This is a genomic window from Acinetobacter sp. CY05, from assembly GCF_059515805.1.
Window position 1 is genome coordinate 177,193 of record NZ_JCAKMW010000001.1, and the last position, 25,737, is coordinate 202,929.

Genomic DNA, 25,737 nt, shown 5'->3' on the forward strand with positions numbered 1-25,737 from the left:
TAACATGTAAGTGAAAAGGCTATACGACATATATGCGCCAACTGCAATTAGACATTGAACCTCAACTCGACGCTCGAATTAGCGATTTTTCGGGTCCAGGATGGGGACACGTGATTGATGCAGTCCGTCAGCTTCATGCTGGTTTAGTCAGTCGTTTTTATGTCTATGGTGGGGCAGGGACTGGAAAAAGTCATCTGCTTTCTGCGATTTGCGACTCTTATCTTGATGTGGGTAAATCTGCCATTCAAGTATCTTTACTTGAGTTGCTCGATGCGCCAACAGAAGCCATTACCTCACTTGAGCGTTATGACTTAGTCGCCTTAGATGATATTGAGGCAATCAGTGGCGTGCCACATTGGCAAAAGGCAGTATTTCATCTGATTAATTATAATAATCAAGAAGGTGGCCAATTGGTGTTTTCATCGCGTATGGCACCAATTGAACTGAAACTTGAATTACCTGATTTACAGTCACGCTTAACCCAAGCGGTGAGTGTACGTGTCCCCAATGGCAGTTTATATGCCGATCGCTATGCCTTGGTTAATTCTGTGCTTGATCGCCGTGGTATTCATATTGATCAGCAAATTATTGATTACTTGCTTAACCATGGCCCACACCAAGCCTCCATTTTATTGCAAAGCTTAGAGCAATTGATTCAATTGTTAAAAGGTGAAAAAACTAAGCTTAGCGGTGCGACTTTAAGACAGATTTTTGCTTTAATTGATGAATATCAAGAATAAAAAAAAGCCTCTGATGAGGCTTTTTTTTATTCCGCTTGCGTGTATTTGACAATATATTCATCACGAATGGCACTACGCTCTTCAGGACGGGCTTTTTCTAAGCGTTGTCCAAGTTCACGACGTTCAGTGCTACTCATTTTTTGCCAAACTTCACGCATCTTTTGTTTTTCTTGCTCGGGCAATTGGGTAAACCAATCAATACGCTGTTGCAAGCTACTGCTTTGTTCTTGTGGTAATTCTTTTAAACTTTGATAGCGTTTAATCGCTGCCATTTGTTCAGCTTCAGACATGCTTTCCCAACTGTCGACTTGGCTATTGGCATCTTTAGAAAATAGCCAAAAACGTTCAAAGCCTGCAAAACTGCTTTGTAAAAAGCCAATGGCACACAAGGCTAAAGCCAGTTTCTTAGCTGCCATGCGGACCTCGGTCTTCACCTAGCACCATCAGCATTTCCAAATCTTCAACCATCTGTGGCGAAAGTTTTGGTGATACAACGGCTTGATTAACAGGTTGTTCAGTCATGTCATTTGAGTGCGGTAAAATTGCGATGCCGGTGATGGCAGCCGCTAAGGCAAAACCTGACATTTTCCATAAACCGTAACGTGATGTCTTTTTATGTTGAATACGTTCAAAGACCTGATTCATCACTTGGGCTTTGTCGTGGGGACGGTCAGCTAAGTGATCGAGTTTGGAAGTGACTTGTTTTAAGTAATCATCATGTTTCATGTTGATGACCCTCCCAGATGTGGATTTAAATGTGCGAGCGTGGCACGCAGGCCTTGAATCGCACGGTGATAATGAGTTTTTACACTGCCTTCTGAGCAGTTCATAATCTGTGCGGTGGTGTGGGTATCAAACCCTTCCCATGCGCGGAGCATAAAGGCTTGTTGCTGGCGTAAGGGGAGTTGTTGAATCGCTGCTTGAATTTCTTCAGCAGTGACATGTTGGTCAACAAAATCGGCTGGATTAATGGCATGTTCATCAACGACATCATGCAGTTCAATCTCTTCATCATCCAAGCTGACTTTTTTAAAGAAAGAAAATGGATTGGCGCGCCGTGCTTCTTTACGTCGCCAATCTTGTAATTTGTTATTTAAAATGGTGTAAAACAGGGGATACCATTCATCATTGGGGCGATCGCTATAGGATTTATGCAATGAGATAAAAGCCTCTTGGACTAAGTCCATAGCAATACCTTGTTGACCTTGGGTGGCACTCTCCATCATGACTAAAGCGCGTCCAGTCACCTCTTGCATAAAAAGCTTAAGGCGTTGCTCGGCCGTACTCTTAAGAATACTGGCATCTTGGCTTTGAGACTGTTTGGGTGCTAAATCCATAGAGATGGAAAATCCTGTCATTGGATACCCAGCATTATTTCCATTGTCATAGTGTTATAACGCTGGAAATAATGATTGGGTTGACAATTCTTTAATTATTTTTCTAGTGTACTTTAAATTTTAAGTAGATGGTTCAACGTTAAAACAAAACACACAATTACAGACGCTGACGCACCATTTCAAAGAAACAGATCGAACCTGCAATCGCCACGTTTAAAGATTCTTGACCGCCCGGCTGTGGAATGGCCACAGATTTGGCATGTTCTAGGGCATAGCTAGATGCACCTTGACCTTCGTTGCCTAAAATCCAAACACACGCTTGGCTGAGATCTTGTTCATAGAGGCTAGTGGATTGGTGTGAACTGGTCACATACACTGGAATTTCAAAACGTGATAACACGTCTTCTAAAGTCACATTTTCAAAAGTCTGTAAGCTAAAATGCGCCCCCATACCCGCACGTAATACGCGTGGTGACCACAGAGATGCTGAACCTTTGGTACAAATGACTTGCTTGATGCCAGCAGCGGCTGCAGAACGTAGTAAAGTACCTGCATTACCCGGATCTTGTACGTTTTCTAAAATTAATGTATCTGCTGCAAAGTCAAGGCTTTGGCGTGAGGTGGGCTGATCAATCACGGCTAAGCACGGTAAGGTGGTACCTAAGGTGCTTAAGTCACGGTATAAGCTTTCTGCAATGACAAAAACTGAACCTTGATAAAGGTCTAAAATGTCGCAGATTTCTGGATGGGTGAGTGATTTTTCAGTCGTGAAAATTGAGTTAATTTTCCTATTTTGTTCTAACCATGCTTGGCACAAGTGTGTACCTTCAAGCACAGTTTGACCTTGCTTTTTGCGATAGCTGTTTTGTTCAATTAAAGCACGTAAATGCTTAATCTTAGGATTATCTTTAGATTCTAAAAAAATAGTCGACATGGGAGAAGCTCATGCCCATAAACTGAAGAGCTTATGGGCATTCAAAGATTAGTTATGGTAGCTGGTCACAAGATCAACTTCATTTTTTGAACCAATAATGACAGGTACACGTTGGTGTAAGTCAGTTGGTTGGATCTCTAAAATACGTACACGACCTGTGGTTGAGGCACCGCCAGCTTGTTCCATGAGCATACTCATTGGATTCGCTTCATACATTAAACGTAAACGACCGGCTTTTTTCGGATCTTTTAAGTCGTATGGGTACATGAAAATACCAGAACGGCACAGGATACGGTGAATATCACCCACCATACATGCAACCCAACGCATATTAAAGTCTTTTTCGCGTGGACCAGTTTTACCTGCTAGTAATTCATCGATATAACGTTGTACTGGTTGCTCCCAATGACGTTGGTTTGAGGCATTAATGGCATATTCTTTGGTGTCTGCTGCAATTGTAATGTCTTGTGTGGTTAACAAGAATTCTTGGCTGTCTAAGTCAAAGGTAAAGAACACCGTGCCTGCACCAACAGTTAACGCCATCATGGTTGATGGACCATAGAGCACATAACCTGCAGCCACTTGCTGCTGACCTGCTTGCATAAAGTCAGCCGCTTGCGTTACTGCATTTTTAGCCGGCAAAATTGAGAAAATGGTACCTACGCACATGTTAATATCGATGTTGCTTGAACCATCTAGCGGATCAAATAGCACCAAGAACTCACCGTTCTCTTGTGCAGGGGTAAATTCGTCTAACTCTTCAGAGGCTAAGCCGCCGACATGTGGGTGAACTTTCAGGGCATCAATTAAATAGTCATTTGAAATGACGTCGAGTTTCTTTTGCTCTTCGCCTTGTACGTTTTCATGTTGTGCGCTGCCCAATACACCGGCAAGCGCGCCTTTTTGTAACAATACATCAATGCTTTTACACGTGTTTGCAATTGTTTCAATCACTTGAGCGAGTTCAGGTGTTAAGTTCCCGCTTTGTTGTTGTAGAAATTGGGAAAGAGTAAGATATGCCATCGCTGGAAAACTCCGCAGTGCTCATGCACACATAGATAATAAGAAAAGATGGCCGCTATTTTAGAGGAGAACCAACAAAAAGAAAAATTAAACTCGACCTTTTGCTATGATTTTACCCTTGCAAGTTCATTAAAAACTGCTATGTTGATTTAAAGGATAAGAAATAAGGCGAGGAGGATCGCAATGACCACACATAAGTTTGATGCAACCCCAACTCCAAGTGAAGCAATTAGTCTAGATGAGATTTCTGCCGACAATATTAAACAAGCTTGGCAGGACTATGAGGCTAAACCTGAATATAAAGAGTTTAACAAACATGATTTAATTGAATCGTTGCAACCTAAACAGGATGAGCAACAGCCGTCATAAAAAAAGCGCTCTAATGAGCGCTTTTTTTAGGCTTTATTTGAGCAAAGGCGGGACTGCTTCGTAATTGATTTCTACGCGGCGGTTTTCTTTCCATGCTGCTTCATTACTACCGGTTGCGACAGGCATTTCTTTACCATAGCTGACCGCTTCTAATTGTGTAGCACTAACGCCACTGCTGACTAAAAAGCTTTCTACCGCTTTAGCGCGACGTTCACCGAGTGCCATGTTGTATTCACGTGTACCGCGTTCATCGGTATGGCCGGTTAAAGCAACGCGTGAATTGGCATTGGCCATTAAAAACTGAGCATGGGCCTGTAGGGTTTGTACATCTGTAGTTGAGAGTTCTGTGCTGTCATAGTCAAAATGCACCACACGTTTGGCTAAAAAGGCTTTATTGGCTTCAGTGACCCCTTTGGCTGAAGCACCGGTTAAGCTTTGTGCAGCAAGCGCTGCATCTTCGCTTAAGCCTTGAGTATCGACTGTAACGCTTGGAGTGTTGTTGTTTAAAGCGTTATCGCTAATCACTGGATTAACCGGTTTACGGCTGGCACAGCCTGTAAAGAGTAGGGCTGTTGCTAAAATTGGCAAGAGCAGCGTTGGCATTTTTTTCATCTTCATCATCCTTATTTAATTTAAGCTTTATTTGGGTGCCCAAGCAGGTTCACGTACTTCGCCCACTTCACTTGGTAAGTTGACACGGAAACGGCTATCGAGTGACATAATTGACAATAAACCACGATTCGCTTCGCGTGTGGCATACACCACCATTTGCCCATTTGGTGAGAAGCTTGGTGATTCATCTAAGCTGGTTGGGGTGAGCACATTGGTCACGCCGCTATTAATATCTTGAATGGCAACTTTATAGTTGCTGCCACTTGGACGATGGACCAGAGCAATTTTTTTGCCATCTGCACTTAAAGTACCGCGCGCGTTAAAAGCACCACGGAAGGTGACACGTTTGGTATCAGCCGATTCAAAGTCATAACGATAAATTTGTGCAGAGCCACCACGATCTGAAGTAAAGATAAAGCCTTTACCATCTGGGGTATAACGTGCTTCAGTATCAATGGCGCTGTTATTGGTCATGCGCTGTAAGCTACGCGTGCTTAAATCCATTTGATAGATTTCTGGGTTGCCATGCATGGATGCAGTAAATAACATGCTTTTGCCATCGGGTGAGAAACTTGGTGCACCATTTAAACCCCGGAAGCTGGTGATTTTTTCACGGCTGCCTGTAGCAAGATTTTGTAAGTAAATCGCAGGACGTTTAGTTTCAAACGATACATAGGCAATACTTTTGGCATCGGGTGTCCAAGCTGGCGATAGAATAGGATCACGCGAAGTCAGAATCGTTTTTGGCTGTTCACCATCGGTGTCGGCAATTTGTAAGGTATAACGCTGCTCAGGTGTGGCTGGGTTACGCAGTACATAGGCAATACGACCACTAAAATCGCCAGCAATGCCTGTTAAGGCTTGGAAAATAGTATCACTAATCATATGTGCTGCCTGACGCGTGCGTGAAGCAGGTACAGTGAGCATTTCATTTAGTAGATAAGTGGTTTTTTCTACATCATAGAGTTGATAATGAATGGCAATACTACCATCTGGATTGGTCTTACTTGATCCTGTAACTAAGTAAGGAATCCCTGCTGCTTTCCAAGCACCTGCATTAGGCTGATCATTGGCAGCAGTTGCCGGTAAGTTTTTCGAGGCGCTTGAGAATTTGCCTGAACGATTTAAGTCATTTTCGACAATCGGATAAATACTAGAGTCACTGCTAAACGGGACAATGGCAATTTTAGGGCTTTCTTCGGCAGTTTTGACAATTTCTAGATGGAGTTGAGCAAAGGTTTGGCTGCTAAGACTCGCGCCTAAGGCGGTCATTAATGCTAAGCCGAGTAGGTGTTTACGCGTCATATCCTTAGTCCTTTAAATACTCAAAAGATTTGAATTTTTGTGAAAATTTTGTTGGTTATCATGACAGATATTCTGTAATAAAAAAGCCCCAGTTGAGCGCTTTATTACTCAAACTTTGTAAATTTGAGTGGAAAAAACGCGCGATTTTGGCTTCAAATCGCGCTTTTGATTTATCGGGCGGTAAAACTTGAAGTAAAGCTACGTGCCTGACTGCGTGCCTCTGGATCAGAGGGCATTGGGTACGGTGCAGCTGCACGTACAGCAGCTTCAATACTGGCTTTGAGGTCAGGATTACTTGAACTGACCACTACAGACAGGACACTACCGCTGTCACTTAAAGTGACACGGGCAGTGGCGCTTTGTCCTGTTGCACCACTTGGAATATCCCACGCACGACGAATTTTGCTCTCAAAGTCACGTTTAGCAGTAGAGGCAATTTTTCTCGCTTCAGCTTTTTTAGCGGCAGCTTCTTCTTTGGCTTTGGCCGCAGCAGAGGCTTTTGCTTCAGCCGCAGCTTCGGCTTTGGCACGTTCAGCAGCCTCGGCACGTTCTTTTGCCGCAGCCTCGGCTTTGGCTTTTGCTGCTGCATCGGCTTTGGCTTCTGCAGCTGCGTCGGCTTTAGCTTTTTCAGCCGCATCAGCTTTGGCTTTAGCAGCTGCGTCGGCTTTAGCTTTTGCAGCTGCCTCGGCTTTGGCTTTTTGAGCTGCATCGGCTTTGGCTTTTTGAGCTGCATCGACTTTAGCTTTAGCAGCTGCATCGGCTTTGGCTTTTTGAGCAGCCTCGGCTTTAGCTTTTGCTGCTGCATCGGCTTTGGCTTTGGCTGCTGCATCGGCTTTAGCTTTAGCAGCTGCCTCGGCTTTGGCAGCAGACTCGGCTTTAGCTTTTGCAGCTGCATCGGCTTTAGCTTTTGCAGCGGCATCCCCTTTAGCTTTTTCAGCCGCATCAGCCTTGGCTTTAGCCGCAGCTTCAGCCTTTTGCGCAGCCGCCTCAGCGCGGGCTTTGTCTGCGGCACTGGCTTTGGCAGCGTCAGCTTTAGCTTGAGCCGCGGCTTGTTTGGCAGCATCTGCTTCAGCTTGGGCTTTTAAGCGTGCAGTTTCTGCCGCTTTATTTTGTGCTTGGGCTTTTGCTGCATCTTGGGCGGCTTGTTGTTCGGCGCGTTTGGCTTGTTCGGCTGCTTTTTGCGCGTTGAGCTGATTACTATCTGGCTGTACTTTGGGGCTAGGAGTCGGTACGGGCACAGGAATCACAGGCGCATTAGCAGTAGGCGCTGCGGTTTGGGTAATTTGATTCGCTACGTTTGTATCTGCGCTTTCCGCCTCTTCTATAAGAGCAGGCGTTTTTTCTTCAACTATAGGTTCAGGCACTAAATCTTCAGGACGGATCAGCACAGTTTCTAGAGGCTTAGGGGGCTGTAGTGGCTTACTCATGCCTACGTAGAGTAAACCCATAATGGCAAGCACATGCACGCCTGCTGTAAAAGCCAGCGCTAATTTCTTTTGCGCAAATGGGGGCTTTTGAAAGTTTTTCATTTTTTAAGATACCGGCTCGGTCAGCAAGGCAACTTTGCTTAAACCGGAATTTTGCAGCTGGTTCATCAGTTGAATCACTTCGCCATACGGGCGTGATTGTTCGCCATTAATCACCACTGTGAGCTCGCTATTTTGCTGCTGTTGTTCGCTTTGCGCTGCTTGTAGCACAGCCTCTAACTCAGCCAAGCTTAAGGCTTGATCATTGTTATGGTTTTGGTATTTAAGTAAATACTGACCATTTTGATCTAAGGTCACAATCGCCGGCGGCGATTTATTTTCAAGTGGTGTTGCATTGGCTTTAGGTAAATCAACTTGAATGCCACTGGTAATCATGGGTGCAGTGACCATAAAGATCACCAATAACACCAACATGACGTCAATGTAGGGCACCACATTCATATCACTATTGAGTGGTTTTTTAATACGGTTAAAACGGCCTGAGTGTCGCATTAGGCATCGTCCTGTGGTTTACCTACAGATTGTGCTTGTAACAGGGCCACCATTTCTTCGGCAAACAAGGCGCGGTCGCTATAAATTTGATCGCCTTGGCTGGTAAAATGGTTAAAGGCTAAAACCGCAGGAATCGCGGCAAATAAACCAATGGCAGTAGCAATTAAGGCTTCGGCAATACCGGGAGCAACAGTGGCAAGACTGACTTGATCGACATCCGATAAACCAATAAAGGCATTCATAATGCCCCATACTGTACCAAATAAACCAATATAAGGTGCTACAGAACCAATACTGGCCAATATGCCTAAACCTTGCTCTAAATGCGCCTGATCACGACTTAAACCCACCCGTAAAATACGTTCTGTACTGTCAATACTTTGCGCAACAGAGGCATGGCGTTTTTGTAATTTTAAAAACTCACCTTGACCGTGATAGAAAATATCTTCAAGACCAGTACGTTTGGTATTGAGCTGGGCATTGTTATACAAGGTGGATAATTCAGCGCCAGACCAGAACATTTTTTGAAAATGTTCATCATCACGGCTGGCTTTTTTATAGGTCAAATGTAACTTAGCAATCAAATACCAACTGCAAATGGATGCCAATAATAAAATCAGCATCACCAGTTGTACCACTGGACTCGCTTGTAAAATAAGATCTGAGATGTGTAGGGAAGATTCGATTTGTGTTGCCATAGTTACATGTGCCAATTCATTTTTCTAATCCGCTTCCATGGTGTTACGTATGAGTTCACGCATTTCCTCTGGAAGTCGGCGAGGTTTCATATTGGCATCAATACATGCCAACTCGACCTCACCTGAAGCTAGCATGATTTCACCACGATAAATATTCTGTTGCAATACAAATGAGGTTGATTTACAAGAAACAACAGTTGCAGTTACGGTAATTAAGTCATCCATTAAAATTGGACGCATATATTTTAAGTTAATTTTATGCACCACAAAGTTGTAATCTTTTTGATGCCAATAATGTTCGATCCCGCAAGCACGTAACCATTCGGTACGCGTGCGTTCCATAAAGCGAATATGGTTCGCATGATAAACAATACCACCAGCATCAGTATCTTCAATATAAATACGAATAGGGAATTCAAATCTATTGCTCATAAGTGCGTTCCAGTATGAAATCTAAAATATGTCTGCCGCGCCTGCATCAGACTTTAAAGCGAGTGTTAGGATTATGCGAAGTTTAGCAGAATCAATCTCATCGCCTATGGCTGAAGTCACCAATTATAAAAAAGCTGTATTGGCAAAAAGTATCCTGTCAGGCACTAGATATTGGCTGAGGTTTGAGGGTCATTGCTGGGGATCTTTTGCTGTTAAGACGATTGGAATATTTAAGGTGACAGGCGCGTGGTGACTATAAAGCAGCGCAGTTTTAATTTGTTGATAGATCTTGGCGTCTAATTGTGGGATGCCACTGCTTTGTGTGAGGGTGCTTTTGGCGAGATTGCCTGCTTCATTAAAGCTGAGGCGAAAGCTTAAATGGCGAGTTTGCCCAGCCAGATCATGTTGCGTGTATTGAATATGCGGGAAATGACGCCAAATTTTAGCAGCTTCATTAACAGGCAGATCATCCTTTAATGTCACTTTACGGCTTTGTTGTTGGTTAAATCGTGTGCCTAAGCTCAAAGGTAGGGTTAATTTTTGAGGGGTGGTTTTAGGGTTAAGGCGTGCATCTTTGACTTGTGCAATGATTTTTTCATCTAAATGTTGAAGGCCTGTGCTTTGTAAGATTGTAATCGCATCAATAAAGCCTTTTGGGTCGCGGGTAATTTGTAAGGTCAGATAACGGTTTTGGCCTTGTAGGTCGAGGTTTTGATAAGAAATATACGGTTTTACTAACCAAATTTTACTGTCTTGTAATGGAGAGATGGTCATTTCAAAGGATTGCGTCACTTCAAATACATTCGGATAGGGGAGAAATTCACTGGCCATAACAGCATCTTGCACTTTTTGATCCAGTGCAGCGATGCCTGAACTTTGTATGATGCGGGTATTGATGACTTTCCCTTGAGGATTACCCATGATATGTAAGGTGGTTTTACGATTTTGATTTTCTAGGTCTTTGTTTGTGTAATTGAGTGTTGGGGGTGTTTTCCATTGTGGCTGCACTTGTGCAACTGTTTTTGGCGTTTGTGCTTGTAATGCAATGAGTGGACTCAATAATAAAAAGCTTAGTCCTAAAATTTTAATATTCATTAGAATTCCCTTATAAATTTGTGTCTGATCATAAAGAAATTTAATGGATAATTAAAGTAAATAATTCTCATTCTTAAGTGTAATTTTTAAAGCTTAGTTTTTATTTAATTTTTGGCTTTTTGCTTATACGATAGCCGCTTGATATGGTTGCTATTTTAAGAGGGGAAAATGGCAGATACAGAACAACTAGCAAAAAATCAGATGATTGTTTTACAACAACCAAATGGTGAAAAGATTTATCTTGATTTAAATGTCTCTACAGATACCACAGCAATAAAATCATTTGAAAAAAGTACTGATATGTCGATAGCTGCTTTTGACTATGCCACAGGAATCGCTGTGTTTTTAGGATTATGTGCTACAGGGTTGGCTTATTGGTATGGACAGAAAAGTTTTAAATTAACAGAGATGTCTTTTGATTCTTTAAACAATCAAATCAACCTTGAGAAGTAAATCGTTAAAGAAAGAGAGTTAAGAAAATTAGGTGCGGAATATATTAATATTGTTCATAATTTTATAAATAAAGCTCAGGATTTTGAAGAAAATTATTTGAAATTAGAATTTCGTGAAAGAATTTATAAAAATGAACTGTCAAAATCTTTGTGGCGGCAATTATCCAAAGATCGACAAGAAATGAATCTAATTATGGCGCAAATTTCTTTACTATTTACTACATGTGAGAAAGCAGATGCGCCTCTTTATATTATTCACAATTTTGTAGACTATTTTGCAAAAAAATTAATAAATAATTTTGGTTGTGAGTATGTCTTAAGTAGTAAAGATTTACGGAAACCTATTGATATAATTAATGAATATGAAGAATATAGTGCTGAATATTTTAATGAATTTAAAAAAGTATGCCAATTTGGTAAGTTTGAAGATATTAGGAAAAGTGAAAGTATGATTATATGTATTCGTGATTATCTGCTATACGAATTTATTAATCACTTCAAAAATATATCTAATAAAAAAGCAGCCTAAGCTGCTTTCTTAATTTCTATTTTGGTTCAGGTGGGGTCATGCCAAACTGCATATACGCCATATTAGTAGCAATACGTCCGCGTGCAGTTCGCATCACATAACCTTGCTGAATTAAATATGGCTCAATGACATCTTCCAATGTACCTGAATCTTCTGCCATAGCCGCAGCTAAAGCTTCAACACCCGCAGGGCCACCATCAAAACGCTCAAGTAACATACTTAAATAACGGCGGTCTAAAGTATCTAAACCGGCTTTATCTACATTGAGCATATCTAAAGCGCGCTGTGCCATTTCTTCAGTGACTTCGCCTGTGCCTTTGACCTGTGCGTAATCACGGACACGACGTAATAAACGGTTAGCAATACGCGGTGTACCACGGGCACGACGGGCAATTTCGATTGCGCCTTCGTCTGTCATGGGTACATCCATCAAACTCGCAGAACGTTTGACAATATGGGTTAAGTCTTCAACCGAATAAAACTCTAAACGCTGTACAATGCCAAAACGGTCACGCAGCGGAGAAGTCAATAAACCTGCACGGGTGGTGGCAGCAACCAACGTAAATGGCGGTAAATCGAGTTTAATCGAACGTGCGGCAGGACCTTCACCAATCATAATATCGAGTTGATAATCTTCCATAGCAGGATAGAGAATCTCTTCAATGACAGGGGAAAGACGATGAATTTCATCAATAAATAACACATCGCCTTCTTCTAAATTGGTCAGCATGGCAGCTAAATCGCCTGCGCGTTCTAATACAGGGCCAGACGTAGACTTAAGACTGCCGCCCATTTCCCGCGCAATAATATTAGCTAGGGTGGTTTTACCCAAACCCGGTGGGCCAAAAATTAAGGTGTGATCAAGCGCCTCACCACGTCCACGTGCCGCACCAATAAAGATTTCCATTTGCTCACGTACCACTGGTTGACCAATATAGTCTTCCAGTGAAGTGGGACGAATGGCACGATCAAAATGATCTTCGGGTTTTTCAGAACCACTAATTAAACGATCTTGCATAATCTCAACTTATTTATTTAAGGACTTCAGCGCAGCACGGATAATATCGCTAGCTTCGGTATAATCTGCCTTCACTGCATTAATCAGTTTTTGCGCCTCTAAAGGTTTATAACCCAAAGACTGTAAAGCAGCCTCAGCTTCTGCCACCGCAGAATGCGAATCAAACTGAATTTGTGTAGTCGTTGCATTGGTGGTGCTAGGTGCAGTCGCCAAAGCTTTAAAACGATCACGCAGTTCAATCATTAAGCGTTCTGCGGTTTTTTTACCCACACCCGGGACTTTCACCAAGGTGTTGACATCTTCATGTTCAACGGTGTGAATCAGCATTTCTACGCTTAAGGTTGATAAAATGCCCAGCGCCATTTTAGGGCCCACGCCATTGACCTTAAGTAAAGTACGGAAAATGGTTTTATCTTGCTGAGTTAAAAAGCCATAGAGTTGCTGCGCATCCTCACGTACCACCAAATGCGTCCATAGGGTGACGTTTTGCCCTTTTTGCAGTTGGCAAAAGGTTGATAGCGAGGTATCGACTTCATAGCCCACACCATTGACATTCAGCACCACAGTTGGGGCTTCTAAGGCAAACACTTCACCAATTAAACATCCAATCATTTGTTTTGATTCACTCTATTTTTACTGGCTCACATAGTAGAGAGGCTAAGTTAAAAAGGCAAAATATTGCTTAAATTAAGCCAACTTTATTGCCTTGCAGTTGCTGCGCCAATTGATAGGCCTGATGATCAGAAAATTTCGAGATAATATCCAATACTTGCATAATGTTGCTGTAATGGTGGTTGCTAAACTGTGCCCCCGAACGCTGTAACATCGCCATTAAACGTTGTTCTTTAAAACTTAAGGTTTTATTGGGCGTGGTTAAGGGGATAAAGGCATCTAAAATATTCTGCAAACTTTGATGGGCAATAATTTCAAGGCCAGCTTTTTGTGGATGTTCAAAAATATGATCACGCGCTAAATTTTTAGCCGCTTGAATGCCGGGAGCAATGTCGCTGGCACAGTATTGCAATAATGAACCTTGTAATTGACCCATTAGAATTTGATTGTGATGGCGAGCAAAGGCATTGGACACTTCTTCGACTAAGCGTTTCATGACACGACCACGGAGCGCGGCAATTTTTTGTTGCCATGTACTCAACGGCATGGCCAATTCTTGCGGCCGTGGATAATCGCCCAATAAATTTAGGAAAATCGGTTCGACTTGCTCATAGGACAGCATGTTCAACACAATGCCATCTTCTAAATCAATTAAGGCATAACAAATATCGTCAGCGGCTTCGAGTAAATAGGTTAGGGGGTGGCGACAATAATGATACTCACCCAATTGGATTAAACCCAATTGCTCCGCAATCTGTTGCAAAATCTGTTTTTCGGCTTGGTAGCAACCAAATTTGGCCCGCTGACTGGCGCTAATATTGCCTTGTTCTTCAATGGTTTTAGACAGCCACGGATATTTTAAATAGGCACCTAAAGTGGCATAGGTTAAGCGCATACCACCATCATGCGGATGATCATCAATTTTGGTGAGGAGTCGTAAGCCTTGCGCATTGCCTTCAAACTGGCGTACATCGGCTTGTTCGGCCGGGGAAAGCGCAGTTAAAAAGTCACCATGTGTGGCATCGTCAAACCATTCGCGAATGGCATATTCACCGGCATGGCCAAAGGGGGGGTTGCCTATATCATGCGCTAAACAAGCGGCTTGAATAATGGCGCCTAAATCAGCAGCACTAATCCAAGGCGGTAGTTGGTCTTTAATTTTTTCTGCGGTGAGCATGCCCAAAGAGCGCCCAATACAAGACACTTCTAAGGAATGGGTTAGACGCGTATGAATACCATCATGCTGTGCCATGGGATGCACTTGCGTTTTACGATTGAGTTGACGGAAGCTTTGCGAAAAAATAATCCGATCGTAATCTTTATGAAATGGGCTACGGGCTTGTTCGGAACTTTGGGTCTTGCTGCCCATCCGTACTGTGGAAAGTAACTGTAACCAACGCATTTGTGTCATGCCATCTCGATCTTATAGGTTTTTGATCAGTCTCATCATGCCAAAAAAAGCGCCTTAAGCCTAGTATAACGCGACATAACTTGTCTTATTACATAATGTAATTATGCTTTGATCAACACAAGGCTATGCTGAAAAAATAATGATAAAGAGATCACGCATGAAAATAGCATATCTAACGGTACTTTTAAGTGCCTTGAGCTTAACCGCATGTAGCAGTTTGCCGCCTCAAATATTGACACTAACGCAGCAGAGCGACATGTGGCAGCACTTAGAAAAATTTCAACAGATTGCGCAACAACATCAAAATAATCGTGCTGTGGGCAGTGAAGGGGGAAGATGGTCAGGTATGTATATTCGTCAGTATGCCAAGGCTTTGGGACTTAATCCACAAGGTATGATCTTTGTGAATACTGACCATAAGATCGGGCAAAATATCATCGTTGAGCTTGTGGGTCAGAATAAAGACCAAGCCATCATTGTAGGTGCGCATTATGATTCGGTGACGATGGGGCCGGGAATCAATGATAATGCTTCCGGCGTTGCGGTAGTCATGTCAGTGATGGAATATTATGCTAAACAGCAGCACCAGCCGCCCGTGAGTCTATATTTTGCCTTTTGGGATTCTGAGGAAGTAGATAATGCGGGATCGAAGCATTTTGTGGATCAATTGACAGCGCAACAGCTGAACGGGATTCGTGCTTATATCAATGTAGACAGGGTAGGCAGCAAACATCCAACTGCTTTACCAATAGATGCCGATACGGCTTTTATAAATGAGTTAAAAAGCACACTTAAACAGCAAGGCTCAGCGCGACAAGAGGATGCGTCAGTAGTCGCAACTTTAAACACTATTCCCACACATTCAGGGGATGCAAAATTGCAACAGCTTTTAAGCCAATATTTAGAAAGCCAAAATATTGCCATGCGTAAAGAGATTGCCACAGTGAGGGGCAGCGACCATACAGCCTTTATGGGGAAAGTGCCTGTAGCCTCACTGATGTTCTTTAATCAACATCTGCAAGAGGGTATTTTGGAATTTGCGCCGTGCGATGACCAAGCCTGTGACAGTTTAGCGCAGATTGATGAACAGTCATTAAAGATTGCGCGTGATGCCGTTTTACAGCTCATTACTGCCCTAGAACAATAATTCATCAGCTGATCTTGATGAGGATGCTGCTATTTTAAGCACAGCGCATCAGTGCATGTGCTATTTTAAGTTGCTGTATTTTTAAGCATTTATATTTTGTCGCAAATATTTTAAAAAGAACACTTGGCAGCAGGTTTTTTTATGATAATCTGTGCGACTACATTCAATTTTTTTGTATGAAAAATAAAGAATTCTTAGAAAAACTTACGCTAATTTTGTGCTTTTAATCTAGCTGATTCCGCGAATTCACAGTAGAATGTGACCCTCTCTCAATTCACATTGTGGCATGGTTTTCGACCTGCCCGTGGAGCCAAAATTAGCATGTTTATCGTTGCCGGTGCACCTGCACACTCTTCTTTTAAGAAAACTCAACTATTATCACGTTTATCGTCAATTAGTTCTGTTGAATCAATTGAAAGCCAATGGGTCTACCTCTTTGACCAAGCGCTCGGCGAGCAACAACAGCAATCCGCTTTACAGCTTTTAAACGACGGCCAGGCCTTTACTTTACGTCAAGCTGCAAGCGATGAAGTTCAAATTCTTGTGACTCCACGTGTCGGCACCATTTCGCCGTGGTCATCAAAAGCGACCGATATTTTCGCCAACTGTAATACGCCGGTTCACCGTCTTGAACGCGGCGTTTTATTTACCCTAAAGGGCGTAAAAGAGCTGTCTAAAGAAGCACTACACGTGCTGCATGACCGTATGACAGAAAGCGTATTTAACGCGCTAGAAGATGTGGCAGCATTATTTACTGAAACTGCACCAAAACCTTTAAACTCAATTGATATTTTGGGTCAAGGTAAAAATGCTTTGGTGAAAGCCAATAATGAGTTTGGTTTTGCTTTGTCAATGGAAGAAATTGACTACTTAACGGACGCATTTATTCAAATGGGCCGTAACCCAAATGACATCGAGCTGATGATGTTTGCCCAAGCGAACTCAGAGCACTGCCGTCATAAAATCTTTGGTTCTGAATGGACCATTGATGGCGAAGTACAGCCATTGTCATTGTTCCAAATGATTAAAAATACCTATAAAGAATCACCAACAGACGTACTATCTGCGTATAAAGATAACGCCTCTGTGATTGTGGGTTTTGACACACAACGTTTCTATCCAACTCAAGAAGAAAACGGTCACCACGTTTATAAATACAAAAACCAAGCTGCGCATATCTTAATGAAGGTAGAGACGCATAACCATCCTACTGCGATTGCGCCATTTGCGGGTGCAGCAACTGGTTCAGGCGGTGAAATTCGTGATGAAGGTGCAACAGGTCGTGGTGGTAAACCAAAAGCAGGTTTAACAGGCTTTACTGTATCTAACTTAAATATTCCGGGCTTTGAACAGCCATGGGAAGAAAACTACGGTAAGCCATCACGTATGGCATCACCACTTCAAATTATGATTGATGGGCCTTTAGGTGGTGCAGCGTTTAACAACGAATTTGGTCGTCCAGCCTTAAATGGTTATTTCCGTACCTTTGAACAAAACGTCAATGGCGATGTGAAAGGCTTCCATAAACCAATCATGATTGCCGGTGGTTACGGCAATATCCGTGCCGATCACGTCGAAAAAGACCCAATTGTACCGGGTGACTTACTGATCGTCCTTGGTGGCCCAGCTATGCTAATTGGTTTAGGCGGTGGTGCAGCGTCTTCTGTAGACAGCGGTACCATGGGTGAGAGCTTAGACTTTGCTTCGGTACAACGTGAAAACCCAGAAATGGAACGTCGTTGCCAAGAAGTGATTGATACTTGCTGGCGCATGGAAGACAGCAACCCAATCGTATCGGTACACGATGTAGGCGCGGGCGGTATTTCAAACGCGATGCCAGAGTTAGTGAACGATCACGAATTAGGTGCAATTCTAAACCTACGTAAGATTCCGTCTTTAGAGCCGGGCATGTCGCCAATGGAAATTTGGTCAAACGAAGCGCAAGAGCGTTATGTATTGGCCATCCGTCCAAGTTCTTTAGCCTTATTTGAATCAATCTGTGCGCGTGAACGTTGTCCGTTTGCGGTCTTAGGTGAAGCGACTGAAGCACGTCACTTAACCGTTGAAGATCCACTGTTTGAAAACAAAGCTGTGGATATGCCAATGCAAGTGATGCTGGGCGGCACACCACGCATGAGCCGTTCATACGAGTCGATTGAACGTCAAGGCGATGACTTTGATGCGTCGAAAGTGACTGATCTTACCGATGCAATTTACCGCGTGTTGAAGAACCCAACCGTTGCATCAAAATCATTCTTAATCACCATTGGTGACCGTTCGATTACCGGTATGGTGGCGCGTGATCAATTTGTAGGTCCTTGGCAAGTGCCTGTAGCGGATGCTGCGGTAACCACAACCAGCTTACAAGGCTTTACTGGTGAAGCAATGGCTATGGGTGAACGTCCACCTGTAGCATTGTTAAATCCAGCCGCTTCTGCACGTTTATCAGTGGCTGAATCAATTTCGAACATTATGTCTGCCAAGATTGCTAAAATCAGCGACATTAAATTATCAGCCAACTGGATGGCAGCGGCAGGTCAACCGGGCGAAGACCAAGCTTTATTTGAAGGCGTAAAAGCTATCGGTATGGAAATGTGTCCTGCGCTGGGTATCGCGATTCCTGTAGGTAAAGACTCATTGTCTATGCGTACCACTTGGAATGATGAAGGCGTTGATAAATCTGTGACTTCGCCAATGTCAGGCGTGATTACTGCATTTGCACCTGTAACCGATGTACGCAAAACCTTAACGCCTGAGTTGAAAAACCTTGAGTCTGTACTGGTACGTATTGACTTGTCTAAAGGTCAATTCCGTTTAGGCGGTTCAATCTTAGCGCAAGTGTATAAAGCCATTGGTTCTGTTACACCAGATGTCGATAACTTTGAAGATTTCAAAGCCTTCTTTGCTTTAGTACAAGATTGGAACCAACGTGGCTTCATTAAAGCTTACCATGACTTAGGTGATGGTGGTTTGTTGGCCACTGTTGCAGAAATGATGTTCGCGTCACGTCTAGGTGTAGCATTAGAAGAGCAAACAGTTGCAAGTCTTTTCGCTGAAGAAATTGGTGCTGTACTGCAAATTGCCAAAGCAGATTGGGATGCATTACAAGCAGAAGTTGCTGCATCAAGCTTAAAAGATGCGATTACAGTTGTGGGTACTGTGAACAACACAGACCAATTAACTGTTAATGGTTTAGTGTTTGAGCGTTCTGACTTACAAGTGGCTTGGACTGAAGTGTCGCACCAAATCCAACGTTTACGTGACAACGTAGAAACTGCGGATCAAGAATTTGCCTTAATCACCGATAAAAACCACAAAGGTTTAATCGCACAGCCTACATTTGACTTAAACGAACAAATTGAAGCGCCATATATCAACCTACGTCGTCCAAACATGATGATTTTACGTGAACAAGGCGTAAACGGTCATGTGGAAATGGCAGCAGCATTTGATAAAGTCGGCTTTAATACCGTTGACGTACACATGAGTGATTTACTTGCAGGTCGCATTAGTCTTGATGAATTTGAAGGCTTAGTGGCATGTGGTGGCTTCTCGTATGGTGACGTATTAGGCGCAGGCGGTGGTTGGGCAAAATCGGTATTATTTAATCCGAAATTGCGTGATCAATTTGAGAAATTCTTTAACCGTAATGAAACCTTCTCTTTAGGTATTTGTAACGGTTGCCAAATGTTGTCACAACTTGCGCCGCTCATTCCGGGTGCAGACAACTGGCCACGTTTCCACCGCAATACGTCTGAGATGTTTGAAGCGCGTGCGGTTAACGTCCGTGTAGAAAAATCAAATTCTGTATTGTTAGAAGGCATGGAAGGTTCGATTTTACCAATCGCGGTTGCGCATGGTGAAGGTCGTGCGGTTGCATCTGATGAAAACTTTGCTGCATTAAATGCAGGTAACCAAGTGTTATTACGTTATGTGGATAGCCATGGTCAACCAACGCAGCACTACCCAATGAACCCGAACGGTTCACCAGAAGCAATTTCGGGTGTAACGTCTATGGATGGTCGTGCAACGATTATGATGCCGCATCCAGAGCGTAACTTCCGTGCGCTACAACATTCTTGGAAACCAGAAGATTGGGATCAAGATGGTGCATGGTTACGTATGTTCCGTAACGCACGTAAATTTATTGGTTAATTAAAACCATAAAAAAAGCCCCTCAGTTGAGGGGCTTTTTTTATGGTTTTAAAATAGCCTTTTGCCGTAAAGATCAATTGATTTTTTTATTATAAAATAAACCCAAGCTTGCTGATGCCATTAAGTTGAATAAATGAACCAATTGGAAAAAACTTAAAAACTGTGTAGAATAAAAGCACTTGACCACCTACGGGTGGTTTTTTGTTGTGCGGTATTTGCATAGTAAACTTTTATTTCTCCCACTGGACTTGGTTTGGATTTTGCTTCTATAGTAAAAGAAACGCCGTGCTGGCATGTGCGTGTTTTACGGGGAAAACAACAATTCAAGTACAGTAGTAATTCTCAGGTATGAGGTGATGACATGGCAAAAACGCTAGCATTATTAGATAAAGTAAGCCTGCGTCAAAAAGGCTGGAAACTTTTTTATTTGGTGTTATTTCTACAGATTTCCTTTATGTGTATTGCATATTTTATGCATTAAAATAGAGGTTTAAAAAGCCACCGTAAGGTGGTTTTTTATTTTTATTTAGAGATTAAGCTGAATTAAGAGGTCATATCTACCTAGCTGAAATAGGATTATTAGACATAGCTATTATTGGTTAATATGATTGTAATTATTCTACTCAACTAAGAATATTCTCATGCTAAAACTCATTTATTACGTTCCTGAAAGCCATTTAGAAAGTACCAAAACAGCAATTTTTAATGCAGGCGCGGGTGGGATAGGTAACTATGAACATTGTGCTTGGCAAGTCTTAGGTACAGGACAATTTAAACCCGTAAAAGGCGCGAATCCCTTTATTGGTGAACTCGATACATTAGAACAAGTGCCCGAATGGCGGGTAGAAACCATTGTGCCTAAGATAAAAGCCCGTGCCGTGGCCCAGGCTTTGCAACAGGCGCATCCTTATGAAGAACCTGCTTTTGAATTTGTGCAAATTCTAGATGTAGACGCGCTATAAGTGATGGCTTAGACTTTTTGAATAAACAGTTCACGGTCAAAACGGTACTGTGGGAAAAATACCCCATCAGCTGCACGTTCACCTGCACCAATCACCATAACTGGGTATTGCTGGCTATTTAAATTGAGAATTTTACGTACTAAAGGTTCATCAAAACCTTCCATCATACAACTGTCAAAACCATAGGCACGTAGCGCGAGTACCAAGTTTTCACAGGCAAGTGCCGTGGTTTTGCTGGCCCAGAGTTTGGCATCACTTGGATTAAAGGCAGAAACTGGCAGTTGTTTATCAAATTTACGGGCCACACCAAAGGCAATTTTACGTGCATGACCTAAGCTATTTAAAACGCCTGTCTTATAATTATAAGGAATAAATTTGTAATACTTCTGCACGGCTTTAGGGGCTTCAGGGAATGGAAATTCGCTTAAATTACGTTTGGCCATTTCGTCAATACGGTCGGTACGCGCTACACAAACAATTAATTCTGAGGCGGTTTTTGCTGCTAATTGACTGAGACAGGCTTTGACCAATTGCTTTTTCTTGGCAGGGTTTTGTACCACATAAAAAGTCCACGGCTGTAAATTAGAAGAATTGGGTGCAAGTAAGGCTAAATCTAAACAAGCATCCAAAACTTCCGCTGGAATTGGGGTGTCGGTAAATTTACGTACTGAACGACGACTTTCCACTACTTTACGGAAATTCGCAACATCAATATCAGTGGGTGCTGCTTCAAAATAACGTTTTTTTTCAGGTGAATTTGACATAAGTTTTACAATCTTAGGTTAGTTAAATTGGCTAAAATCGGGTTGACGTTTTTGCATAAAGGCAGCAACGGCCTCAGCCATCTCAGGTGAGGCTACACGTTTCATAAAGATTTCTGCTTCATGATCAATACATTCAATAATCTCTTTTAGATTATGTTTCATTAAGGCTTTGGTTTGTTTTAGTGATGCTAGCGGTAGCTTGGCTAGATGTTGTGCTTGATGATAAGCATGCTCGTAGACATTGTCATAGATGCCGTTAATTAACTGCATTTGCAAGGCAACTTGACTATCAAATTTGTTGGCTGTGAGCAAATATTCAGCTGCTTTATGGTAACCGGCTTGCTGAACCAATAATTTGCTTGAAGCCCCTTCAGGAGATAACCCTAGGCTGACAAACGGAATTTGGAACAAGGCGCTTGAGTCCGCATAGACTAAATCAGCATGTAATAAAATGGTCACGCCAATGCCAATCGCAACCCCGCGTACCGCACAAATTAAAGGTTTAGAAAAGCGTGCAGCGGCTTTTAATAGTACAAAAGGTGGAGTAAAGCCGGCTTTAACCGTTAATGGTGTTTGAGTAAACTTTAAAAAATCTTTCATGTCGTTGCCGGCGGTAAAGTCTGCATCTACCCCGCGTAAAATCACCACACGCACTAAAGGGCTCTGATCCGCCTCATCTAAAGCTTGGGCAATACTAAGATATAAGTCGCCATAGAGGGCATTTTTAGCTTCACTGCGATCTATGGCAAGGGTTAAAATCCCATCTTGTAAATTTGCCTGTAAATGTTGTTGTGCGTGTTGAATACAGCTTAATGTCATCGTACTATCCTTGCTTTAGATTTTATTAAATGGATTTACAAGTCATTATGTCGCATATTTTTAGGCGCGATACAATAACTTGCTCCATCAAAGTGAAGATATGACAGCATACGCGTTTGACCATTTGGTGTTTATTGGCCGCTTTCAACCTTTTCATCTGGCACATTTGCAAACCATTGAAATTGCCTTACAACACAGCCAAGGGGTAATTTTAGCCTTAGGCTCAGCACAAGACGAACGTAATCTTAAAAATCCGTTTTTAGCTCAAGAACGTGAACAGATGATTTTGTCGAATTTTTCTCAAGCAGACCAAGCCCGAATTCAATTTGTGCATGTGATTGATGTTTATAATGATGTGAAGTGGGTCAAACTGGTCAAAGACTTGGTGGCAGCAGTGACCCAAGCAAGCGATAAAGTCGGTTTAATTGGTCATTTTAAAGATGAATCTTCTTATTATTTACAGCTGTTTCCTGAGTGGGAAATGCTAGAACTTGATAGTTTAGTCGGCTCAATTTCGGCTACGCCATTACGTGAAGCCTATTATCGTGGTGAAATTCAAACTGAATTTTTGCCACAAGGCACCATTGAGTTTTTACAACAATTTCAACACTCAGATATCTATTCACAGCTACAAGCCAAATATCAGCAGCACGATCAAAGCAGCCTATAGCTGTTAGCATAAAAGCAGCAGTTTAATGAGATAAATGGACTGCTGCAAAAAGCTCAATTTTTATAAAACTCGACGCTCCTGTGCTGTAATTTAAACACGCCAAGGTGATTAAAAAGCATAAGATATTGTAATTTATGTTAAAAATAGGTTGGCACATATTTTGAACTCATGAGGAGACTTTATAATAATGAGTATTCTCCATGACTGTTTTACAAAATCTAGGCAAAACCTCACGCTCAGCCCAAGTGAAAGCAGGACTCGATCATCCTGTGATTGATACCGATATCCATACCAATGAATTTAGTCCATTATTAGAAGATTATATTGCTCAATACGGTGGTGCTCAGGTGGTTGATAGCTTTCGTGAGCACTTACATCAGAATGGACTCAATGCCTTAGCAGCAGAGTGGTATAAAGCCACACCACAGCAACGTCTGGATCAGCGTCTATTTCGTCCACCTTTTTGGGCCTTGCCTGCGAAAAATAGCTATGACTTGGCCACAGTGTCACTCCCTGCCTTACTGAATGAGCGTTTAGAAGAGCTTGGCACTGACTATGCAGTGCTATATCCCAATATTTCCTTGTTTCCGATTAACTCCAGTAATGAAGAGTTACGCCGTAGTTTAACGCGTGCGATCAATCACTATCATGCTGATATCTATCGACCATATGCAGACCGTTTAACCCCTGTGGCAGCAATTCCTTTACATACCCCAGAGGAGGGGATTGAAGAGCTTGAGTATGCAGTGAATACCTTGGGCTTAAAAACTGCCCTTATTCCAGGTGCGGTACGTCGTCCAGTGCAAGCGATTGCTGACAAATATCCAAATGACCCAGAATTGGCACGTTATGCATATTGGTTAGATTTCTTTGGTATTGATAGTGCACATCATTATGACCCCTTTTGGCAAAAGAGTATTGAGCTGGGGATTAACTTATCAACGCATTCGGGGAGTCAAAGTTGGGTGGCACGTAATTCACCAAGTAATTACATGTTTAATCACATTAACCACTTTGCTGATGCCTCAGAAGCTCTGGCGAAAGCATTGTTCTTTGGTGGGGTAACCGAACGTTTCCCTCAACTGCGGATTGCTTTACTGGAAGCAGGTGCGGCATGGGGAGCCAATGTCCTGACGCATCTGGTTGACCGCTTTGAAAAACGCGGTAATCAAAATGTACAACAATATAACCCAGCCCATGTGGATGCAGATTTAATTGTCAAATTGTATCGTCAATATGGTCAAGACTTATTCCAAGGGCGTGAATATAGCGACCAACAGTTGCTTGATAGTGTGTTTGGCGTAGCCTCAGCCTTACGTTTCCGTGAGCAAAAGCCAGCAGATATTAATGATTTTGCTTTAGCAAAAATTGAGAAACTGCAAGATATTCATGATCGCTGGGTGCCTAACTTCTATTTTGGTAACGAAGCAGATGACCGTACGATTGTTGCTGCATTGAATCCTAAGGGCAATCCATTTGGGATTAAAGTCAATGCGCTGTATTCTTCAGATTCGGGCCATTGGGATGTGCCTGAGCTGACCGAGCCTTTAGCAGAAGCCTATGATTTGGTGTTAGAAGGTGCAATTAGCCCACAAGACTTTAAGGCTATGGTGTTTGATAATCCATATCGATTTTATACTGCCAATAATCCTGAATTCTTTAAAGGGACACAAGTGGAGCATAAGCTACAGCACGTTCAAGTGGCTTAAACCCCAAGCCCAACAGGGTTGGGCTTTTTACTTTCCATTTAATACATATTGGGCATGTGTCACGAGGGTTTCAGTTAATAGCTTGAGTAAAGTGGGTTGTTGTTGCCAATGGTGCCAATACAGCGGTATAGCTGTTTGCGCTTGGGGTAAGATTTCAATCAGTTGACCTGTCGTTAAAGCATCTGCAATTTGATATTGCGGCACTAAACCAAAACCTAAACCTAACTCGATGGCTTGTACAAAAGCAGTTGAAGATGGAATAAAAAAATGTGGATATTGATGTTGTTGCAAACCAAACAGGCGCAATATTACCTCTTGATGAAGTAGATCTTTGTCATCAAAAATAACCGCAGGAATGTGTTTGAGATGTTCACGGTTGCAGGGATGCTGAAAATAACGCCGAGCAAAATCAGGGCTGGCCACCATTTTATACTGCATTTCTCCCAAATAGGCCGCGACACAGCCGGACATCACCTGATTTTCACTCGAGATACAGGCACTGACTAAGCCCTGTTCGAGCAACTGGTGAGTTTGGCTTTGATCATCTAAATGTAATTTTAAAATAATAGCGTGTTCTAACAGATGAGGCTGTAATAAGGGCAATAACCACGTGGCAAGCGAGTCAGCATTGCTGGCAATCCAAAATTCTTGAAATCCAGATGCATGCGCCTGACCATTTAACTGCTGTAATAGCTGGTGTTCCCTTAATCGTTGCTGTTGTAAGTGCTGCATCAGTTGTTGTCCGGCTTGGGTCACACGGCATGGACGCTCTCGTAACAACAACACTTGTCCAAGCTGTTTTTCAAGACTTTGCACCCTTAAAGTGACAGCTGAGGCGCTTAAATGTAAATGTAGTGCAGCTGCGTCAAAACTGCCCAGTTCTGCCACGGCTAAAAATGCTTCACATGCTTTGGAGGAGAGCATGACTATCCTTAAAAAAAACTCAAGATCACTAATATTTTCTT

General features: G+C 42.5%; 28 protein-coding genes. 10 read left to right on the forward strand and 18 right to left on the reverse strand.

Annotated elements, in window-relative coordinates:
• Window positions 1-32 precede the first annotated feature (32 nt).
• Window positions 33-740, forward strand: a complete 708-nt coding sequence (hda, locus tag AC5YCD_RS00905; protein ID WP_122899650.1) for a DnaA regulatory inactivator Hda — start codon at window positions 33-35, stop codon at window positions 738-740.
• 26 nt (window positions 741-766) lie between these two features.
• Here hda and AC5YCD_RS00910 read toward each other — a convergent pair whose 3' ends face one another.
• From AC5YCD_RS00910 to AC5YCD_RS00930, 5 genes are all read right to left on the reverse strand, one after another.
• Window positions 767-1,156, reverse strand: coding sequence for a DUF3106 domain-containing protein (locus AC5YCD_RS00910; protein WP_496128241.1), 390 nt, complete (start codon window positions 1,154-1,156; stop codon window positions 767-769).
• Window positions 1,146-1,466 (reverse strand): hypothetical protein, encoded by a 321-nt coding sequence (locus tag AC5YCD_RS00915; RefSeq protein WP_496128242.1) that lies wholly within the window; start codon window positions 1,464-1,466, stop codon window positions 1,146-1,148. Before AC5YCD_RS00915 ends, AC5YCD_RS00910 begins: the two co-directional genes overlap by 11 nt.
• Window positions 1,463-2,077, reverse strand: a complete 615-nt coding sequence (locus AC5YCD_RS00920; protein ID WP_496128528.1) for an RNA polymerase sigma factor — start codon at window positions 2,075-2,077, stop codon at window positions 1,463-1,465. Before AC5YCD_RS00920 ends, AC5YCD_RS00915 begins: the two co-directional genes overlap by 4 nt.
• 157 nt (window positions 2,078-2,234) lie before the next feature.
• Window positions 2,235-3,011, reverse strand: a complete 777-nt coding sequence (locus AC5YCD_RS00925; protein ID WP_496128243.1) for a TrmH family RNA methyltransferase — start codon at window positions 3,009-3,011, stop codon at window positions 2,235-2,237.
• Window positions 3,012-3,059: 48 nt separating this feature from the next.
• Window positions 3,060-4,034, reverse strand: a complete 975-nt coding sequence (locus tag AC5YCD_RS00930; protein ID WP_496128244.1) for a class 1 fructose-bisphosphatase — start codon at window positions 4,032-4,034, stop codon at window positions 3,060-3,062.
• A gap of 183 nt (window positions 4,035-4,217) precedes the next feature.
• Here AC5YCD_RS00930 and AC5YCD_RS00935 point away from each other — a divergent pair, with 183 nt between their 5' ends.
• Window positions 4,218-4,403 carry an NF038105 family protein gene (locus tag AC5YCD_RS00935; RefSeq protein ID WP_496128245.1) on the forward strand — a complete coding sequence of 62 codons (186 nt, stop codon included), beginning with the start codon at window positions 4,218-4,220 and terminating at the stop codon, window positions 4,401-4,403.
• A 33-nt stretch (window positions 4,404-4,436) separates the two neighbouring features.
• Here the strand turns inward: AC5YCD_RS00935 and pal are convergent, their stop codons facing one another.
• The 7 genes from pal to AC5YCD_RS00970 all read right to left on the reverse strand — a co-directional run bounded on the left by pal (window position 4,437) and on the right by AC5YCD_RS00970 (window position 10,524).
• Entirely contained in the window at window positions 4,437-5,015 is a 579-nt protein-coding gene (gene pal / locus AC5YCD_RS00940) for a peptidoglycan-associated lipoprotein Pal (protein ID WP_496128246.1), read from the reverse strand.
• A 27-nt stretch (window positions 5,016-5,042) separates the two neighbouring features.
• Window positions 5,043-6,320 (reverse strand): Tol-Pal system beta propeller repeat protein TolB, encoded by a 1,278-nt coding sequence (gene tolB / locus AC5YCD_RS00945; RefSeq protein ID WP_496128247.1) that lies wholly within the window; start codon window positions 6,318-6,320, stop codon window positions 5,043-5,045.
• Between the two features lie 170 nt (window positions 6,321-6,490).
• Window positions 6,491-7,849, reverse strand: coding sequence for a cell envelope integrity protein TolA (tolA, locus tag AC5YCD_RS00950; RefSeq protein ID WP_496128248.1), 1,359 nt, complete (start codon window positions 7,847-7,849; stop codon window positions 6,491-6,493).
• A 3-nt stretch (window positions 7,850-7,852) separates the two neighbouring features.
• Window positions 7,853-8,299: a protein TolR gene (gene tolR / locus AC5YCD_RS00955; RefSeq protein WP_496128249.1), complete on the reverse strand. Its 447-nt coding sequence runs from the start codon at window positions 8,297-8,299 to the stop codon at window positions 7,853-7,855.
• Entirely contained in the window at window positions 8,299-8,997 is a 699-nt protein-coding gene (tolQ, locus tag AC5YCD_RS00960; protein WP_496128250.1) for a protein TolQ, read from the reverse strand. Before tolQ ends, tolR begins: the two co-directional genes overlap by 1 nt.
• A gap of 24 nt (window positions 8,998-9,021) precedes the next feature.
• On the reverse strand, window positions 9,022-9,429 hold the full coding sequence (gene ybgC, locus AC5YCD_RS00965) for a tol-pal system-associated acyl-CoA thioesterase (RefSeq protein ID WP_496128251.1): 408 nt from the start codon (window positions 9,427-9,429) through the stop codon (window positions 9,022-9,024).
• Window positions 9,430-9,618: 189 nt separating this feature from the next.
• Entirely contained in the window at window positions 9,619-10,524 is a 906-nt protein-coding gene (locus tag AC5YCD_RS00970; protein WP_496128252.1) for a TonB family protein, read from the reverse strand.
• A gap of 168 nt (window positions 10,525-10,692) precedes the next feature.
• Here AC5YCD_RS00970 and AC5YCD_RS00975 point away from each other — a divergent pair, with 168 nt between their 5' ends.
• Together AC5YCD_RS00975 and AC5YCD_RS00980 are read left to right on the forward strand one after the other, a co-directional pair.
• Window positions 10,693-10,977: a hypothetical protein gene (locus tag AC5YCD_RS00975; RefSeq protein ID WP_496128253.1), complete on the forward strand. Its 285-nt coding sequence runs from the start codon at window positions 10,693-10,695 to the stop codon at window positions 10,975-10,977.
• A 96-nt stretch (window positions 10,978-11,073) separates the two neighbouring features.
• On the forward strand, window positions 11,074-11,505 hold the full coding sequence (locus AC5YCD_RS00980; RefSeq protein WP_496128254.1) for a hypothetical protein: 432 nt from the start codon (window positions 11,074-11,076) through the stop codon (window positions 11,503-11,505).
• Window positions 11,506-11,521: 16 nt separating this feature from the next.
• Here AC5YCD_RS00980 and ruvB read toward each other — a convergent pair whose 3' ends face one another.
• From ruvB to AC5YCD_RS00995, 3 genes are all read right to left on the reverse strand, one after another.
• On the reverse strand, window positions 11,522-12,523 hold the full coding sequence (ruvB, locus tag AC5YCD_RS00985; RefSeq protein ID WP_496128255.1) for a Holliday junction branch migration DNA helicase RuvB: 1,002 nt from the start codon (window positions 12,521-12,523) through the stop codon (window positions 11,522-11,524).
• Window positions 12,524-12,532: 9 nt separating this feature from the next.
• Window positions 12,533-13,135, reverse strand: a complete 603-nt coding sequence (gene ruvA / locus AC5YCD_RS00990) for a Holliday junction branch migration protein RuvA (protein WP_496128256.1) — start codon at window positions 13,133-13,135, stop codon at window positions 12,533-12,535.
• A gap of 70 nt (window positions 13,136-13,205) precedes the next feature.
• Window positions 13,206-14,546 carry a deoxyguanosinetriphosphate triphosphohydrolase gene (locus tag AC5YCD_RS00995; RefSeq protein WP_496128257.1) on the reverse strand — a complete coding sequence of 447 codons (1,341 nt, stop codon included), beginning with the start codon at window positions 14,544-14,546 and terminating at the stop codon, window positions 13,206-13,208.
• A 157-nt stretch (window positions 14,547-14,703) separates the two neighbouring features.
• Here AC5YCD_RS00995 and AC5YCD_RS01000 point away from each other — a divergent pair, with 157 nt between their 5' ends.
• The 4 genes from AC5YCD_RS01000 (at window position 14,704) to AC5YCD_RS01015 (ending at window position 20,810) form a co-directional block, all read left to right on the forward strand.
• Window positions 14,704-15,693 (forward strand): M28 family metallopeptidase, encoded by a 990-nt coding sequence (locus tag AC5YCD_RS01000; RefSeq protein ID WP_496128258.1) that lies wholly within the window; start codon window positions 14,704-14,706, stop codon window positions 15,691-15,693.
• Between the two features lie 321 nt (window positions 15,694-16,014).
• Window positions 16,015-19,848, forward strand: coding sequence for a phosphoribosylformylglycinamidine synthase (gene purL, locus AC5YCD_RS01005; RefSeq protein WP_496128259.1), 3,834 nt, complete (start codon window positions 16,015-16,017; stop codon window positions 19,846-19,848).
• Window positions 19,849-20,209: 361 nt separating this feature from the next.
• Window positions 20,210-20,329 carry a KGW motif small protein gene (locus AC5YCD_RS01010; RefSeq protein WP_496128260.1) on the forward strand — a complete coding sequence of 40 codons (120 nt, stop codon included), beginning with the start codon at window positions 20,210-20,212 and terminating at the stop codon, window positions 20,327-20,329.
• A 160-nt stretch (window positions 20,330-20,489) separates the two neighbouring features.
• A complete protein-coding gene (locus tag AC5YCD_RS01015; protein ID WP_496128261.1) occupies window positions 20,490-20,810 on the forward strand; it encodes an NGG1p interacting factor NIF3 in 321 nt (106 codons plus the stop codon).
• A gap of 8 nt (window positions 20,811-20,818) precedes the next feature.
• On the opposite strand, the gene AC5YCD_RS01020 is transcribed toward AC5YCD_RS01015, so the two are convergent.
• Complete coding sequence (locus tag AC5YCD_RS01020) at window positions 20,819-21,574, reverse strand: nitroreductase family protein (protein WP_496128262.1); 756 nt, start codon at window positions 21,572-21,574, stop codon at window positions 20,819-20,821.
• Between the two features lie 18 nt (window positions 21,575-21,592).
• Entirely contained in the window at window positions 21,593-22,393 is an 801-nt protein-coding gene (locus tag AC5YCD_RS01025; protein WP_496128263.1) for an enoyl-CoA hydratase-related protein, read from the reverse strand.
• 100 nt (window positions 22,394-22,493) lie between these two features.
• On the opposite strand from AC5YCD_RS01025, the gene AC5YCD_RS01030 reads away from it, so the two are divergent.
• Window positions 22,494-23,063 carry a nicotinate-nicotinamide nucleotide adenylyltransferase gene (locus AC5YCD_RS01030; protein WP_496128264.1) on the forward strand — a complete coding sequence of 190 codons (570 nt, stop codon included), beginning with the start codon at window positions 22,494-22,496 and terminating at the stop codon, window positions 23,061-23,063.
• A 200-nt stretch (window positions 23,064-23,263) separates the two neighbouring features.
• Complete coding sequence (locus tag AC5YCD_RS01035) at window positions 23,264-24,772, forward strand: amidohydrolase family protein (RefSeq protein ID WP_496128265.1); 1,509 nt, start codon at window positions 23,264-23,266, stop codon at window positions 24,770-24,772.
• Window positions 24,773-24,799: 27 nt separating this feature from the next.
• On the opposite strand, the gene AC5YCD_RS01040 is transcribed toward AC5YCD_RS01035, so the two are convergent.
• Complete coding sequence (locus tag AC5YCD_RS01040; RefSeq protein ID WP_496128266.1) at window positions 24,800-25,696, reverse strand: ArgP/LysG family DNA-binding transcriptional regulator; 897 nt, start codon at window positions 25,694-25,696, stop codon at window positions 24,800-24,802.
• Between the last annotated feature and the right edge of the window lie 41 nt (window positions 25,697-25,737).

Coding starts and splice junctions, on each gene's coding strand:
- hda (WP_122899650.1), top strand. CDS start 33: ATGCGCCAACTGCAATTAGACATTGAACCTCAACTCGACGCTCGAATT.
- AC5YCD_RS00910 (WP_496128241.1), bottom strand. CDS start 1,156: ATGGCAGCTAAGAAACTGGCTTTAGCCTTGTGTGCCATTGGCTTTTTA.
- AC5YCD_RS00915 (WP_496128242.1), bottom strand. CDS start 1,466: ATGAAACATGATGATTACTTAAAACAAGTCACTTCCAAACTCGATCAC.
- AC5YCD_RS00920 (WP_496128528.1), bottom strand. CDS start 2,077: ATGGATTTAGCACCCAAACAGTCTCAAAGCCAAGATGCCAGTATTCTT.
- AC5YCD_RS00925 (WP_496128243.1), bottom strand. CDS start 3,011: ATGTCGACTATTTTTTTAGAATCTAAAGATAATCCTAAGATTAAGCAT.
- AC5YCD_RS00930 (WP_496128244.1), bottom strand. CDS start 4,034: ATGGCATATCTTACTCTTTCCCAATTTCTACAACAACAAAGCGGGAAC.
- AC5YCD_RS00935 (WP_496128245.1), top strand. CDS start 4,218: ATGACCACACATAAGTTTGATGCAACCCCAACTCCAAGTGAAGCAATT.
- pal (WP_496128246.1), bottom strand. CDS start 5,015: ATGAAAAAAATGCCAACGCTGCTCTTGCCAATTTTAGCAACAGCCCTA.
- tolB (WP_496128247.1), bottom strand. CDS start 6,320: ATGACGCGTAAACACCTACTCGGCTTAGCATTAATGACCGCCTTAGGC.
- tolA (WP_496128248.1), bottom strand. CDS start 7,849: ATGAAAAACTTTCAAAAGCCCCCATTTGCGCAAAAGAAATTAGCGCTG.
- tolR (WP_496128249.1), bottom strand. CDS start 8,299: ATGCGACACTCAGGCCGTTTTAACCGTATTAAAAAACCACTCAATAGT.
- tolQ (WP_496128250.1), bottom strand. CDS start 8,997: ATGGCAACACAAATCGAATCTTCCCTACACATCTCAGATCTTATTTTA.
- ybgC (WP_496128251.1), bottom strand. CDS start 9,429: ATGAGCAATAGATTTGAATTCCCTATTCGTATTTATATTGAAGATACT.
- AC5YCD_RS00970 (WP_496128252.1), bottom strand. CDS start 10,524: ATGAATATTAAAATTTTAGGACTAAGCTTTTTATTATTGAGTCCACTC.
- AC5YCD_RS00975 (WP_496128253.1), top strand. CDS start 10,693: ATGGCAGATACAGAACAACTAGCAAAAAATCAGATGATTGTTTTACAA.
- ruvB (WP_496128255.1), bottom strand. CDS start 12,523: ATGCAAGATCGTTTAATTAGTGGTTCTGAAAAACCCGAAGATCATTTT.
- ruvA (WP_496128256.1), bottom strand. CDS start 13,135: ATGATTGGATGTTTAATTGGTGAAGTGTTTGCCTTAGAAGCCCCAACT.
- AC5YCD_RS00995 (WP_496128257.1), bottom strand. CDS start 14,546: ATGACACAAATGCGTTGGTTACAGTTACTTTCCACAGTACGGATGGGC.
- AC5YCD_RS01000 (WP_496128258.1), top strand. CDS start 14,704: ATGAAAATAGCATATCTAACGGTACTTTTAAGTGCCTTGAGCTTAACC.
- purL (WP_496128259.1), top strand. CDS start 16,015: ATGTTTATCGTTGCCGGTGCACCTGCACACTCTTCTTTTAAGAAAACT.
- AC5YCD_RS01010 (WP_496128260.1), top strand. CDS start 20,210: ATGGCAAAAACGCTAGCATTATTAGATAAAGTAAGCCTGCGTCAAAAA.
- AC5YCD_RS01015 (WP_496128261.1), top strand. CDS start 20,490: ATGCTAAAACTCATTTATTACGTTCCTGAAAGCCATTTAGAAAGTACC.
- AC5YCD_RS01020 (WP_496128262.1), bottom strand. CDS start 21,574: ATGTCAAATTCACCTGAAAAAAAACGTTATTTTGAAGCAGCACCCACT.
- AC5YCD_RS01025 (WP_496128263.1), bottom strand. CDS start 22,393: ATGACATTAAGCTGTATTCAACACGCACAACAACATTTACAGGCAAAT.
- AC5YCD_RS01030 (WP_496128264.1), top strand. CDS start 22,494: ATGACAGCATACGCGTTTGACCATTTGGTGTTTATTGGCCGCTTTCAA.
- AC5YCD_RS01035 (WP_496128265.1), top strand. CDS start 23,264: ATGACTGTTTTACAAAATCTAGGCAAAACCTCACGCTCAGCCCAAGTG.
- AC5YCD_RS01040 (WP_496128266.1), bottom strand. CDS start 25,696: ATGCTCTCCTCCAAAGCATGTGAAGCATTTTTAGCCGTGGCAGAACTG.